Genomic DNA, 13,550 nt, shown 5'->3' with positions numbered 1-13,550 from the left:
AATGCCAGCGCAAGAGTAATAAAATCTTCTTCAGTCAGCATTCAAATGGCATGCATATGATCTGACAATACAACAATAACTTCGACGTTGAATGTATATTTGTCTTTGACATGATGAAACAATTACCCAAAGATCAATAGGGCAGGTTAAAGATTCTGAACTTCTGATTGCTCAAAGCAAGAATAAAAAATAATTCCGCCACGGGGAATATCTCGACAGTACTTAGATACCTAAAAAATAAATTAAAAACAAGCGTGTTTTTGGCGGGAGTCCCCTCCGCAAAAATATTTAGCGATGCGTTTTCTGACACCCTTATGAGCAGTTCAGAGTTGTCAAAAACATCAATCTTGCTTATACCTTAATTGAGTAAGGAATATTCACGAGGGTTATGATGGATATTATAGAGTTAATTAAGCAAAGACGCGCTATTAGGGCTTATACCAGCGAGGAATTAAACGAAAAAGATATTGAAACGATTCTTCAAGCCGGTCAATTTGCCCCTAGCCCATTAAACTCTCAACCCTGGCATTTTACGCTGGTTCGAAAAAAAGAAAGTCTGAAAATGTTAGCTGAGAACGCACATCATGCTTCATTTTTATCTCAAGCTCAGCTTTTAATTATCGTCACAGTTGATAAAACAATCGACATTGATGCATGGTTAAAACAACATAACCAGCACCTATACAGTGGTGCTGCGGCTATGCAAAATATGTGGTTGGCAGCCACAGCCCTTGGCCTTGGTTGTTGTTGGGTTACCCTGGATGAGGCATTTACTAAAAAGCAAATAGCAATTCCAAAAGAACATGTCCTTATTGGAGGGCTTTCCCTGGGAGTCCATAAAGAGCCTGTTAAAGCCCATATGAAGGACGACAGGAAAGCCCTAGCCTTGATAACCTCATTTGAAAAATTTGGCCTCACGGCAAATTGCGAAACTGAAAGCTGTTACACTTGCCTTAAACAAGTCCCCAAATCAGCAGCTAATTCATTTGAGGGTGACGATTATGTTCGATATTTTTGTGGCAATGAGTGTTATTCAGAATGGAAAAAGCAAACAAAGAAGTGGCTCGATAAGGATAAATCCTGAGCAGTTGTCTCTGCCATTATGCTTTTAAAACAATATAATCGGTTACTACCATGGAAGAACTTTGCGATAATAATGATGGGTTTCACAAAAATTCATCTAACTGCGTTTACTTAACGCTTTACTCCTCCTTTAGTATCGTATTTGCTGTAATTTGAATATAAATAAACCTCCTTTCTCAGTAACAGATAATTGAGGTAATTCGGATGAAATTAGTTATCTACTTCTTAAGGTTGATTTAATAATAACCGCGTACAATCTGCGCAATTTGCAGACACAATATTAATTGAGGATTGCCATAATGGCTAGAGAAACATGGGTTAGAATCAAATTTATTACTGGTACAACTATAGAGATATGTATTGATAACAATAAGCCTATAATGCAACAAATTGAAAACCGATTAGAAAAAGATTTAAAGCATATGGGTCTTTTTATTTCCTCTGCTGTTATGAGGGGTAATCGCATAACAAATAAAACTACAACTGAAGAATTTGAAACACTTGTAGATAGAGAACAAACGTTTCAATCAATAATAGTTAACTTTACTACTATAAATCCTAAATTAAAAAAGGAAATTAGTGATGGAATATATAATCAAGTTTTAGCTATCCTATTGGGAACGCGAGAAGGCGGGCCCTATAACCTGTTTGCTAATGAAGTTATAGTCAAATTAATAGAGGATTTAGTGAAACAGACATACCTTGAACCAGCTTATTCAGTTATACCTGAGGCAATGTATAAAAAAATAACAAGCGATGCTATAAACAAAGCTAATAAAGTTTACGAGGTTTTGGAAATCAAACGACTACACAAAAAATTAGCTAATGATTTATATAACCAAGCGGTAGTGATTTTTCAAGGTGGGAAAGAGCAGCAGCCATTTAGTAGATTTTCAGGCGAAATTACCGTAGCTATCTTAAATGAATTAAAAGTTGCGATATATGAGAAAAGCAAAGAAATTATCTCTGAACAAGAGTTTAATCGTCTTGCAGATACAGCAATAAACAAGGCATATCGTGTCTATTCTTCTATAGAGAATCAAAAATTCTTTTCAAGCGCGCGCGAGTTAAACAAACATGCCGCCATTAAAAAGCCAATCAGTTCGATTAAAATTCATTCTATATCCGACGCCAGTACAAGAGCTAAAACATTATTTTTATCAGCCGAAACTTTATCGGAAAAGGATGGCGAGGAAGTAAAAAAAATTACGCCAAATTGATGCGGTAAATTGAGACCTCAATAATTTTAGCGAAGCGTAATCTAAGTTATTGATTACGACGGCCCATTCCATATTAATTTATGCAGATTAAAATGAAGAGAAAGCGTGTCGCTTTTGCATCATAAGTAATTAATGATATGGCTCATGACGCAAAACCAAATCAAGGATTAGAGAGGCTTTAAAAGATGCTCACGGAATCACAGAACAAAATATGTTCGGCGGTCTTTTTTCATGCACAATGGAAATCTGCTGTGTGGATGTGACTCCAAATATGAGTTATCTATTCAGGTCGGACCTGAAAAATATAAAGAAACTTTACAGCTCAAACAGTGAACAAACTAATGTAGTTGCTACCATGGAAGAACTTTAATCACCGTGGTTTCGTAAGCATAACAATTCCATACGGTTCTAGCTCCATTAATTAGAAAGGCAACTTGAGTAATTTGAAAGAAACCGCCATCAATATGGGTATCCAGCATGCACACTTTATTAACACCATCCACCATCCATAGTGATATAAAATAAAGTTGTATTCGATGGGGTTACGTTTGAGGGAGGAAGAAGATAAACATCATTCTTTTGTTCCAATGCCATAGGCAGCCCTTTTACATAAATAATGGCACTCGAAGAGACAAAACTTATAGTCATAAACCATAAAAATAGAATAATCTTCATACCCGTCCTTCGCAATCCATTATTAATCCTATTATACGCAATAGGTATTCATTTTTCTCGATACTATAAGAAGAGAATAATTGATTTGGCTTCACAAATTATTCAACAAGCGTAGTGTGCCTACTCAGATTAAGTTGCTGACCTGGCTTATAAGCCCTTTTCAGCTTAAGATAAAACAGAATTAATTCTAATTAATAATAGGGACTTACTATGCTGGCCAAGATTGCATTTCCTTTTGTTTTATTAACCGTTTTCAATTGTTCTATTGCCTGTACCAATATCATGATCCAATCCAAAGATAATAGTGTTGTCGTTGGTAGAACCTTAGAATTCGGGCCATCGCTTAATAGTGAAATTGTCACCTCTCCTAAAGGAAAAACATTTAGCAATACAACTTCTGACGGTCAATCAAGTCAATCTTGGACTGCAAAATATGGCTTTGTTTATTTGAATTTTTTTGGCCAAGATCATGCCGTAGATGGTATGAATGACCAAGGGCTTAGCATTGGCCTTTTGTATCTACCTGGATATACACAATACCCTAAAGTAAATAAAGAGAACCTGAAAAACTCTATACCCTACTTTCAATTAGGGGATTGGGTCTTAAGCCAATTTAAAACAACTGAGGAAGCACGTGTAGCGCTTGAAAGTTTAGTAGTATTTGATCAGATGTTAACTATTGATGGTCAACAACAATCCTTCCCCTTGCATCTCGTTATCAATGATGCCCAGGGAAAAAGTATTGTTGTTGAGTTTAATAAAGGACAGAAGCAAATTTATGAGAACTCTTTAGGAGTTTTGACGAACTCCCCAACCTTTGATTGGCAACTTACCAATCTTAAAAATTATGCAAATCTATCGCCTTATGCTGTTGAACCGATTAAAGTCGCTGGTATGATTTATTCTGCTACCGGCCAAGGTGCAGGCATGGTTGGGTTGCCAGGAGATAGCACACCACCTTCGCGTTTTGTCAAAGTGGCTTTCTTACAACAAACCGCATTTCCAGTGGATAATGCAGAACAAGCTGTCGTTTTATCAGAGCATATTATCGATAATGTTTTTATTCCTAACGGCATGGTAAGAGATGCTAAGGGCAGGCCTGGAACTGAAACCACACAGTGGACAGTCTTCAAAGACTTAAAAAACGGTAAATTGTATTTCAAAAGCTACAATTTCCCAACTTTACGGGTCATCGATATAACAACGCTAAATCTCAATGCAGGTGCTAAAGTAGTTAGAATTCCCGTGAGTCATCCAGCACTGCTAGCACAAGATGTGACTAAAGAAATGAAATAGAACCTTTCCCAGCTGTGAATGTCTATGAGTTAGAGTGCAAGGAGGCATATGAACGATAAAATCATTCATCGTAAACTGCACCGTGATCTTGGTTTGTCAGGCGCAACCATGATGGGCTTAGGCTCTATTCTAGGTACTGGTGTGTTTGTCAGCATTGGGGTTGCAGCCGGGGTGACCGGTCCATCAGTTATTTTGAGCATTATTCTGGCTGCATTAGTTGCAACCTGTAATGCTTTATCAAGCGCGCAACTTGCAGCCAGTCATCCAGTGAGCGGTGGAACCTATGAGTACGGTTATCGCTATCTTCATCCGGCGATAGGATTTACAGCAGGTTGGATGTTTTTATGCGCCAAAACCGCTTCAGCTGCAACCGCAGCTTTAGGCTTTGCAGGGTATTTTCTACACCTGTTTAAATTAAGACTAATTTCCATTATCCCTGTTGCCGTAACCGTTGTTATTGTTTTAACCTTGATTGTGTTGAGCGGCTTAAAGCGCTCCAACAAAACCAACCTGATTATTGTCTCGATAACGCTGCTGTCCCTCGTGTTATTTGTCGTTTTTGGATTCCCTAGCCTGCTGCGAAATGGCGGACAAAACCTCTCGCCATTTTTCCCAAAAACAGCTGATGGCGGACTCGGTCATTTTTTGTATGCGACTGCTTTAATGTTTGTCGCCTATACGGGCTATGGACGCATTGCCACGATGGGTGAAGAAGTTAAAGAGCCTGCTACCACCATCCCCAAAGCTATTATCCTGACCTTGGTGGTGAGTGCAGTCCTCTATATTTTAGTCGCTATGGTTGCCATTGGCTCTGTCGGCTCAACCCAACTGGCCATTGTAACAGAAAATAAGGCCACCCCGCTTGAAATTGCAGCCAATGCCATGAACCGGCCTGGACTGGTTACCTTCATTGCTATTGGTGCATGTACAGCAATGCTGGGTGTATTACTAAACCTCATTTTAGGGCTTTCACGAATGGCTTTGGCCATGGGGCGTCAACAAGATTTACCAGAACTATTTGCAGTTGTTTCCCGTAAGCATCGCATACCGGTAGCAGCGATCGTTGGTATTGGGTTCGCCATTGCTGGTCTAACTTTGTTTGGTAGCGTTGAAACTACTTGGTCCTTCAGCGCTTTCACCGTGTTGATCTATTACTCGATTACAAATCTTTCCGCCCTGTACTTACCAAAAGACCAACGTCTTTATCCTAATTTCATCGCGGTAACAGGTCTTATTTCCTGTTTGTTCCTGGCTTTCTGGGTACCTTTAGGTATTTGGCTATCGGGGTTGTCCTTAATGCACTGGGGTTGATATGGCAGTACTTCCATCGCTACTATTTAAAAGGGCAATGAAATGAATGGAAGTGGAATTGAATGAATAAAAATTTATTACAATATTTATTCTATAGTGCTGTCTCTCCTTGGGTGATATTGATCCGACTATCCGTAGGGTTAGTTTTTTTGCCTGAGGGTATCCAAAAATTACTGTACCCTGATGTGCTCGGCGCCGGACGTTTTATGAAGATTGGCATTCCTTATCCTGACATTATGGGTCCTTTTGTGGGCTGGGTGGAGGTTGGCTGTGGCTTATTAATATTGCTTGGTCTTTTCACACGCCTGGCCAGCATTCCTTTGATTATCATCATGATAGTTGCTTTTATTTCCACAAAATTTCCCATCTGGATAGGAAGTGATTGGTGGTTTTTTCATGTTCGTGAACTTAATCGCTATGGCTTCTGGAGCTTCATGCATGAATCCAGAACTGATTGGGCAATGTTAATGGGGGCTTGTTATTTATTGGTTGTCGGTGGAGGGCGTTGGGCATTGGACAATCTACTGATAAACCGGTTAGGCTTAGTAAACTTACCCAAACGTCAGGGCTCATCATGAGCAATCATCCACAGCTAATCACAGCTTTAAAGGTATATAAAGACATCGATCTTGATAGAGAAAAGAACCTTCAGTTTTTTCTTAATAAACACAGCACCAAAGAAGGCACTTGGGGGCATCTCACCGTGCATGAAGGGAACATGCAGTTTGTTTTTCTGGATGGGCATGGAAATGAACAATCTGATTATACGTTAAACCCGCAATCCCCCTCGTTGGTAATACCTCCATCATCATGGCATAAAATTGCCTCGGTAAGCGACGATTTCAAGGCTACTTTGCAGTTTTACTGCCACCCTCATCGTTATTTTGAAAAAAAATATCACCTGCCACCTATCCATCATGATTTATTGTACATCTATCAAACTTATCTACGAGAACAGGAGAAAATGACCATTTTGGATATTGGCTGCGGTTCGGGGAGAAATCCTTTATACTTTGCTTTGTCTGGACATCAAATTATCGGTATAGATAAAAATGAAAAAGCTATTGAGAATATAAAGCATATCGCAAAACAAGAACAATTGTTAAACATTGAAGCCCTCCTCCATGATTTAAACCAGCCAATTCCAATCCAAAATAAATCCTTTGACTTTATGTGCTCCACCGTTACGCTGCAATTTTTAAACCCGTCCAGCATTCAGCCGTTATTGGCAACGCTACAATCGCTAACCTCGGTAAGGGGCATGCATTTTTTAGTTTTTCCCATCAAAGCTGAACCTTATATCTATCCTGACAGTTTTACTTATTTGGCAGAATCAAAGGAGCTCTATCATTTTTATCAAGATAGTGGCTGGTCTATTCTGGAATACAAAGAAAATCCGGGCCAATTGCATAAACTCGATGAAAGTGGTAAACCCAAACAAGGCATCTTCGGTCTCCTTTTAGCCCAAAAGCATTTATAAAACCTCGAGTATAGAATACTGAGACCAGTGATCCAGGCGAAGTATCATTTCGCGGCTACGCTCGCTTGGGATGTGAAAACTGGTCAGCATTCCCTTCTCCTAATAAATAAATTTAAGGTGTTACAAGAGTAAGATGACCGTCGGGATAATAATCTCTGATAAGATGATGCCCAATCATAAGCTTGATATTGATTTCATTAAATGAAAATATGTGTTTACATCACTTTAATATTTGTAGCGGGAGCTGCACTAATATCCGCAGGGTTCTTTAATTTTTGTAGTGCTTCTTTCGTGGATGTGCTAGGAAAAACACCTCCCTCTTGCTTGAGGGTTGCGCCATTATTTGGGGTATTTTTCGTCAGCTCTTCTTTAAAATTACTATCATTAAGAGTATTGCTTTCCTTTAATTTCTTTAAAGCCTCTAAAATATCTTTTGCAGCTGAATGGTTTTCTACCACTAATAAAAAATTATCTTTGTTTAAAAGTTCATATTTTTCAAGTAAGGAAATAATCTTGCTTACTTCTTCTAAAGATGAAACACAAGGTTTTAGTTTATTGAAACTATCATTATCTAATAGGTTAGCTTCGGACAATTTTGCAAGGATTTTTCCTAAATAATAAGCATTCTCATGGTGTTCAAAAATAAATTGCACTTTCTCCCTGTCCAGGATGCTAGGGCCTAGTTGGGCTAAAACATCATAAATATCCTCTGCATAGGAAGCATGTTGCATTAACTGATTAAAATTCTCTTTATCTAATAAATCGTGTTCGTGCAATAAAGAAATTACATAAGGCATGTAAGGGCTATCTTGCACATTCTTGATTAATGACTGGAAAATAGCGTTATCAAGGATGTTTACTGTTGCCAGGCTTGGGATTACCTTATTTAGGGCTTTAAGGTATGGGGCATTCGCTATAATGTTTTTATACACAGCGTTATCAAGCACATTTAGCCTGTACTCTTTTGCCCTCGTAAACAGGTTTAAAATCTCAGGTGCATATCTTCCATTTTCGAGCAATTTACTAAATGTAGGTCCATCAAGGGTAATACCAAACTTTGTTTTTAAAGTAATTACGGTAGCGATGGTCCCTTCATTGAAATTTTTTCCTGATTTTTCAGCAAGAACACAGGCATTTGCTAACGCTTCGAAGCTATTGTTATCTAAATGGATATTCGCGCGAGAAAGTTGGGTGCTACTACGAGAAATATTTGCTAGGACTTTGTCTTTATTTAAAAGTTGGTCATCATTATTAATCTTTATGAGAACTGCAAAATTTTTCTGATCAAGGAGTTGCGCATTGCCTAAAGCAATGATAGTTTCACAAACAGTTTTTGCTTGCCATTTGTCGGCAGTAATATGTTGAAAAGAGTCATTATTGAGTAAAGAAGCTTGCTCCATTAAAAACAATGCTTTCCAGGTAACAACACCACCACTGTAATCCAGATTAACGCATGAAGAAATAGCAGTCAGAGTGTCTTCTGAATGCCAATCTAGACTTTTTGAGGTTGCCAATAAGCTCCATATCCACATGCTGTGTTTTTGAGAGTAAATTGGCTCTATCAAATCTTTTAACGTTCTTGTGGGAGTAAAGTCTTCGTTTTCTGTTAATTGGAAGATGAGTTCATCTTTAATGTCCTTAATTTTCTCCCTGTCTATAGCAATAAGCGTTTGACTTTTAGAATCGTTATATTGTGTTCCTTCCTCCATTATTTCTGCATACTTTAAAGATAGCGCTTTACTAAACGCAGATGGAGTTCTTGGGCTATCTCTACCTGTAGTTACTTGTACTATATTTCCGTTACTTTGGGAAATAACCATTTGGCTAAATTTTTTGAGCATCGCTACGGCAGTTTGATCATCTTTTTGCCGTGCGTTTTCCCATGAGTCAATGGTAAGGTTTCCGCTCATACTGAGCCAGGCATATCCTTGACCAACAATTTCAAAGTTCTCATAATCAATGGACTTATCTTGTAAAAATGGCGAGACATCCTTTTTCGATTCTTTCTTTTTGAGCATTACATAAAATCCATTATGTTCTGAACTTATACCATCCAGTACGCAGAGTTCTCCTTTGCTACCAATGGATTGGCAATCATTTGTAATATAACCAAGAATTAAAGAACGAGGGTCTTTTATGGGTAGTTTAACCAAATAATAGCCTGATTTATTTATCTCAGGATCGGAACCATTCACTGTAATGTTGGGAAGGTTATCCTTTGTTTTCCATAATTTGTTTACTTCTAAATCAAGACATCTATTGAATACTGTTTCTGGAACGTTATATTGTTCACAGACTTTAGCCAGCTCTGGGTCCTCCCAATAACGCTTATAGTCAGTTTGTGCTAATGCATTAAATGCTTCTGCGGGTGTTTGAGGAACTCTTTTTAATTTTTCTTCAATATCTTGTGCTCTAGCAAAAAATGTTAATGTTTTAACACCATATTTTTTGATAAATTGGGACCATTCGTCAAAATTAATGCCATTTTTTTTACCGATTTGAAGATCCATAAGGGTTGGTATCGATTTATTTGCTGCTTGACTTGCTTGTTTTGTAAGAAGAAATTGTTCTATCCGTTCTAACATTTTTAACTCTGTCTGGTCCTTTAAGTTGCCAAAACATACTAACGTTTTATAGGCGCACTCATAAAGCTCTGTTTGCTCGCTATTATCACAGTTTATATAATTTGAGGCAAGTTGTATAAATTTATATACAAGTGAAAACTGCTGAAAGGCTTCTAAATCATCCGCTCTGAAATAGCCATATATACTATTTTTTTCCTTAAATACTTCTTGAAGTTTCTCCTCAGCAGGCATTATAAATTTTTCAGGAATACTGGATGTTTGAACTTCCTTAGAGTCAAACAAAATTTTTTCTAAACTCAAAGCATTAGGCGTGTTGAGTTGCAGGAGCATTGTTCTAAAGGGATTTGAAAGATTTTCATCTTTTAAAATAAATTCAAATTCGTTCTTTATCTCTGTTGATCTTTTTTCAATCCTTTGCTTTATCCTTTCAACATTCGTAGAATCAATATTGCTTACGTCTATAATCCCTTTACCCGCAAAAACATATCGGAAAAGATTAACAAGCTTCATGGCACCATTCTCAGGTTTTTATGTCTAAATTATAGACTAATTGTAGGTTTGCCACGACACAGGATTGAATAGAAGATTCGATAACACGCCTGGTATGAAAAAAGGCGTTACACCAGACATACTGCAATTAAAAGCTTTTACCATCCAGTATTAATTTATGCGTAGCATGGCCAATATTAATAACAAAAAATCAAAATTTGCGAGAATTGAAAAAAACATTTGCATTTAATTTAAAATTTGGATTAATCTGGAGGAGACTCATAAGGAAAAGGAGCTCACCATGGGTAAGAACAATGCAAATTCTCGTGCAGTTAATGGTAATAAACCACCTTACTCTAACCAGGGGAAAAAACCCTCCAATCAAGACAAGCAACGCTTTTTTAATCAAGGACCCAAAGTTCCCATTGCAAAAATGCAATCACAAGAAGTTCAACAACCTATTCAACAAATCAAACTGGAAACGACTACTGACTTTTTACTCGTTGCCATTTTAGAAGAATTAAAAACGCGTAATATGATTGAAATTGCAAAACTAAAAGCAAAACAAGAGCAAAAACAAAAAGAATTGGCTGCGGGTAAAAAAATGGAAGAACTTAATAATGCACGCTTTGAAGAAATCCGTCCCTCCTTGTATCTTTAATTAATTTACATTCTTCTAACCAATTGACAGAATGCTGTTAATTGGTTTTTCCATTTACTTTTTCCAGACATCAAGGATGAGGAATAATGACATTTGCCAAAAAATATGCTGCCTTTTTTCTTGGGCTACTCGCTGCTTGTCCATTAACATATGCAGGAATGGTTGAACGTTTTTTACAAAAAGCCCAAGAAGAGAAAACCCCATTAATGACTGAGAAAACCATTCAACTTGCTTACTTTACACAGTTGATTGATCATAATAATCCTGCCCTGGGTGTTTTTTCTCAACGCTATTACATTGATGAAACCTATGGTTCTAAAAATGACTCACCGGTATTTTTTTACATTTGCGGTGAATCTGCCTGTAGTAAACGCGTATTAAAGGGTGCAATTAGAAACTACGCAAAGAAATTTCATGCCAAATTAGTTGCTCTGGAGCATCGCTATTATGGCGAAAGTTTACCTTTTGACACACTTTCAACCTCAAATTTACGTTATCTAACAACGGAAGCGGCACTCGATGATTTAGCTTATTTCCAACGTTATTTAAGAAATGAAAAAAACTGGAATGGGAAATGGATTGCTTTTGGAGGCTCTTACCCTGGCTCATTATCAGCCTACTATCGTTTAAAATTCCCTTATCTCGTGGCGGGAGCTTTGGCTTCATCAGCACCCGTCATGGCTAAGGAGGATTTTATTGAGTACGATACTCATGTAACTCAAGTTGCGGGCGTAACATGCGCAAGACAAATGCGAGAGGTTGTAAACCAAGTCGAAGAAAGCTTGACTGATATTACCAAGTTTGCACAAATGAAGTCTCTTTTTGATGCAAGAGCGATTGACGATCCGGTTGATTTTCTGTATTTGATTGCCGATACCGGGGCTGCTGCCGTGCAATATGGGATGCGGGATGCCTTCTGCACAAGTCTATCAACACAGGTAACACCACTTGAGGGTTACGCCAATTTTGCCAAAAAATTATATAAAGACATGCAAGTCAATGCTGTAGACATGACACCACAAGGTGCCATGAGTGAAAGTGCAAAAGATTATCAAAACAACCTGGGCATACGACAATGGTACTATCAATCCTGTAAAGAATATGGTTATTGGCAAAATGCAAATCCCAATCCAAACCTGTCTACTCGTTCTTCGTTAATTAATTTGGATTATCACCACAATGTATGCCAACGGCTGTTTGGTCTGACCCAAACTGCCAATACAACAGAGCTCAATAATACTTATTACTTTCCTTTAATGGACATTTTAACTGCCAATATTTATTTCACTAATGGAGAAAATGATCCCTGGTCTACCTTATCATTAGCAGAAAAAAATGGGAATGCGGATAATCCAAAACTCTCTTACCACCTTATTCAAGGAGGTGCTCATTGCGACGATTTAGGTAGCCCCTCCTCCACGGATTCTAATTCTCTAAATGCTGCGCGAGAAAAAGCGGAACGCTTATTGGCTGAATGGCTTCAGTAAGAGTACAGGACTTTTAATTAAAAAACTTTTTTACTCCAATCATTACAGGGATTGATATGATTGCCCCTGAATTGCTGACACTGGCTTTTTGAATTGGACGAATTGCTACCGTTTTATTAAATAAATTATGACCCAACAATCCATCACTCGCCATAATTCCAACTTTAATAAATGCAGCCAAGCTTTCTTTTATATTCATCATTAAACCAGTATAAATACCACCTGATACACTGGAACTACTTTTGTAAAAAATAGTGCTTGATTTTCCATCGAAAGTTACTGGAAAGCCATCTAAAAAATCATTGGAAACAACCACTTCAGGTCTGTAACTGATCCCCACTTTCGCCCCTACGAAAGGATGGATAAGAGAATCATGTACTTTAATATAATTATCAAAATAATAGGTACTTTGTAAGTAGCCTGAATAAGACTCATAGCTACCGTAGGTTTGATCAAAAAAACCAATGCGTGTATTACGCCGGTAGCGCTGTCCATCTGCCCTGCTACCTTCAAACTCCACTCCCCATTCGAGGTTATTAGTGTATGCGTAATTAATACCTAGGCCATAAAAATAATGTGTTGAAAACAATTTATTAAAATAATAGTCATTTCCAGCGCCAAGAACCCCTGACAAATTTAAATTCCCATTGATATCAATACCAGAAAAACGAAGGACTGTAGAAGAGTCAGTAAATCGAGTATCTGCAATTCCGCCATTAATGGATAGATTCCATTTTCCTTGTTCCAAAGGATGATGTGCAATCGTGCCCATTGTTCCTGCTTGAATAGCATAAGAAAAAATTATAATCAGTATCCCCACTACTACATTTTTCCAAGACAATGGAAAAAACATATAACTCTCCTTGTCAAAAGATATTTGATTCATTACCACTTTCTCGGTGCACAGCCGGTACTATATAAAAATTTTATGCATAAAGCCATTCTATGAGGAGAAGTTCTAAAATAGACATGCCTGCAACAAAAAATACCGAAACGAATTAAAATTTTACATTAAACGTGTTTTTTTTCTATAATACTCATTTTTTAGGAGGAATTTGATCGTGAATCGGAATAGATTTTCATTTTTCAAGAGAGAAGTAGCAGAAGCAATAAAGGTTGGAGTTACCGTCGCTTTTGGCGTGGCGGCATTGGCTGCATTTTATGGCGCTTATACCCAAATGTTTGCTGAATCGCAAAACCCAACCCCTGGATTTTAATCATTACGTTGAATGAGCAATTTTGAATTGCTCTTCAATGATTCAA

General features: G+C 37.7%; 12 protein-coding genes. 9 read left to right on the top strand and 3 right to left on the bottom strand.

The features are described 5' to 3' along the window. The first annotated feature begins 388 nt into the window (after nucleotides 1-388). Nucleotides 389-1,084, top strand: a complete 696-nt coding sequence (locus Ljam_RS12650) for a DUF3330 domain-containing protein (RefSeq protein ID WP_058450367.1) — start codon at nucleotides 389-391, stop codon at nucleotides 1,082-1,084. A gap of 298 nt (nucleotides 1,085-1,382) precedes the next feature. Beyond that, complete coding sequence (locus Ljam_RS12645) at nucleotides 1,383-2,303, top strand: hypothetical protein (protein WP_058450366.1); 921 nt, start codon at nucleotides 1,383-1,385, stop codon at nucleotides 2,301-2,303. Between the two features lie 489 nt (nucleotides 2,304-2,792). Here Ljam_RS12645 and Ljam_RS15255 read toward each other — a convergent pair whose 3' ends face one another. Then, nucleotides 2,793-2,978, bottom strand: a complete 186-nt coding sequence (locus Ljam_RS15255; protein ID WP_083415622.1) for a hypothetical protein — start codon at nucleotides 2,976-2,978, stop codon at nucleotides 2,793-2,795. Nucleotides 2,979-3,188: 210 nt separating this feature from the next. Here Ljam_RS15255 and Ljam_RS12640 point away from each other — a divergent pair, with 210 nt between their 5' ends. The 4 genes from Ljam_RS12640 (at nucleotide 3,189) to tehB (ending at nucleotide 7,065) form a co-directional block, all read left to right on the top strand. Next, nucleotides 3,189-4,274 carry a linear amide C-N hydrolase gene (locus Ljam_RS12640; RefSeq protein ID WP_058450365.1) on the top strand — a complete coding sequence of 362 codons (1,086 nt, stop codon included), beginning with the start codon at nucleotides 3,189-3,191 and terminating at the stop codon, nucleotides 4,272-4,274. Nucleotides 4,275-4,322: 48 nt separating this feature from the next. Further along, nucleotides 4,323-5,585, top strand: a complete 1,263-nt coding sequence (locus Ljam_RS12635) for an APC family permease (protein WP_058450364.1) — start codon at nucleotides 4,323-4,325, stop codon at nucleotides 5,583-5,585. A 62-nt stretch (nucleotides 5,586-5,647) separates the two neighbouring features. Beyond that, on the top strand, nucleotides 5,648-6,163 hold the full coding sequence (locus Ljam_RS12630) for a DoxX family protein (protein ID WP_058450363.1): 516 nt from the start codon (nucleotides 5,648-5,650) through the stop codon (nucleotides 6,161-6,163). Then, nucleotides 6,160-7,065, top strand: coding sequence for an SAM-dependent methyltransferase TehB (gene tehB, locus Ljam_RS12625; protein WP_082651627.1), 906 nt, complete (start codon nucleotides 6,160-6,162; stop codon nucleotides 7,063-7,065). The genes Ljam_RS12630 and tehB overlap by 4 nt, the downstream gene beginning before the upstream one ends. 215 nt (nucleotides 7,066-7,280) lie before the next feature. On the opposite strand, the gene Ljam_RS12620 is transcribed toward tehB, so the two are convergent. Continuing rightward, nucleotides 7,281-10,160, bottom strand: coding sequence for a hypothetical protein (locus Ljam_RS12620; RefSeq protein WP_058450362.1), 2,880 nt, complete (start codon nucleotides 10,158-10,160; stop codon nucleotides 7,281-7,283). Between the two features lie 280 nt (nucleotides 10,161-10,440). On the opposite strand from Ljam_RS12620, the gene Ljam_RS12615 reads away from it, so the two are divergent. Together Ljam_RS12615 and Ljam_RS12610 are read left to right on the top strand one after the other, a co-directional pair. After that, nucleotides 10,441-10,800 carry a hypothetical protein gene (locus Ljam_RS12615; protein ID WP_058450361.1) on the top strand — a complete coding sequence of 120 codons (360 nt, stop codon included), beginning with the start codon at nucleotides 10,441-10,443 and terminating at the stop codon, nucleotides 10,798-10,800. An 86-nt stretch (nucleotides 10,801-10,886) separates the two neighbouring features. Continuing rightward, entirely contained in the window at nucleotides 10,887-12,287 is a 1,401-nt protein-coding gene (locus Ljam_RS12610) for a S28 family serine protease (RefSeq protein WP_058450360.1), read from the top strand. 13 nt (nucleotides 12,288-12,300) lie between these two features. On the opposite strand, the gene Ljam_RS12605 is transcribed toward Ljam_RS12610, so the two are convergent. Beyond that, a complete protein-coding gene (locus tag Ljam_RS12605) occupies nucleotides 12,301-13,140 on the bottom strand; it encodes a hypothetical protein (protein ID WP_058450359.1) in 840 nt (279 codons plus the stop codon). A gap of 208 nt (nucleotides 13,141-13,348) precedes the next feature. Here Ljam_RS12605 and Ljam_RS15250 point away from each other — a divergent pair, with 208 nt between their 5' ends. Beyond that, nucleotides 13,349-13,504, top strand: coding sequence for a hypothetical protein (locus Ljam_RS15250; RefSeq protein WP_156411931.1), 156 nt, complete (start codon nucleotides 13,349-13,351; stop codon nucleotides 13,502-13,504). The last annotated feature ends 46 nt before the right edge of the window (nucleotides 13,505-13,550 follow it).

Origin of the sequence: Legionella jamestowniensis (assembly GCF_001467745.1) — a bacterium.
Lineage (GTDB): Bacteria > Pseudomonadota > Gammaproteobacteria > Legionellales > Legionellaceae > Tatlockia > Tatlockia jamestowniensis.
Note: the sequence above shows the minus strand (reverse complement) of the source record. Positions and strands in the feature narration are given on the sequence as shown.

Bases quoted from the DNA above. Each gene is read 5' to 3' on its own strand.
- Ljam_RS12610 (WP_058450360.1), top strand. From the start codon at position 10,887: ATGACATTTGCCAAAAAATATGCTGCCTTTTTTCTTGGGCTACTCGCT.
- Ljam_RS12650 (WP_058450367.1), top strand. From the start codon at position 389: ATGATGGATATTATAGAGTTAATTAAGCAAAGACGCGCTATTAGGGCT.
- Ljam_RS12645 (WP_058450366.1), top strand. From the start codon at position 1,383: ATGGCTAGAGAAACATGGGTTAGAATCAAATTTATTACTGGTACAACT.
- Ljam_RS12620 (WP_058450362.1), bottom strand. From the start codon at position 10,160: ATGAAGCTTGTTAATCTTTTCCGATATGTTTTTGCGGGTAAAGGGATT.
- Ljam_RS12635 (WP_058450364.1), top strand. From the start codon at position 4,323: ATGAACGATAAAATCATTCATCGTAAACTGCACCGTGATCTTGGTTTG.
- Ljam_RS15255 (WP_083415622.1), bottom strand. From the start codon at position 2,978: ATGAAGATTATTCTATTTTTATGGTTTATGACTATAAGTTTTGTCTCT.
- Ljam_RS12640 (WP_058450365.1), top strand. From the start codon at position 3,189: ATGCTGGCCAAGATTGCATTTCCTTTTGTTTTATTAACCGTTTTCAAT.
- Ljam_RS12615 (WP_058450361.1), top strand. From the start codon at position 10,441: ATGGGTAAGAACAATGCAAATTCTCGTGCAGTTAATGGTAATAAACCA.
- Ljam_RS12605 (WP_058450359.1), bottom strand. From the start codon at position 13,140: ATGTTTTTTCCATTGTCTTGGAAAAATGTAGTAGTGGGGATACTGATT.
- tehB (WP_082651627.1), top strand. From the start codon at position 6,160: ATGAGCAATCATCCACAGCTAATCACAGCTTTAAAGGTATATAAAGAC.
- Ljam_RS12630 (WP_058450363.1), top strand. From the start codon at position 5,648: ATGAATAAAAATTTATTACAATATTTATTCTATAGTGCTGTCTCTCCT.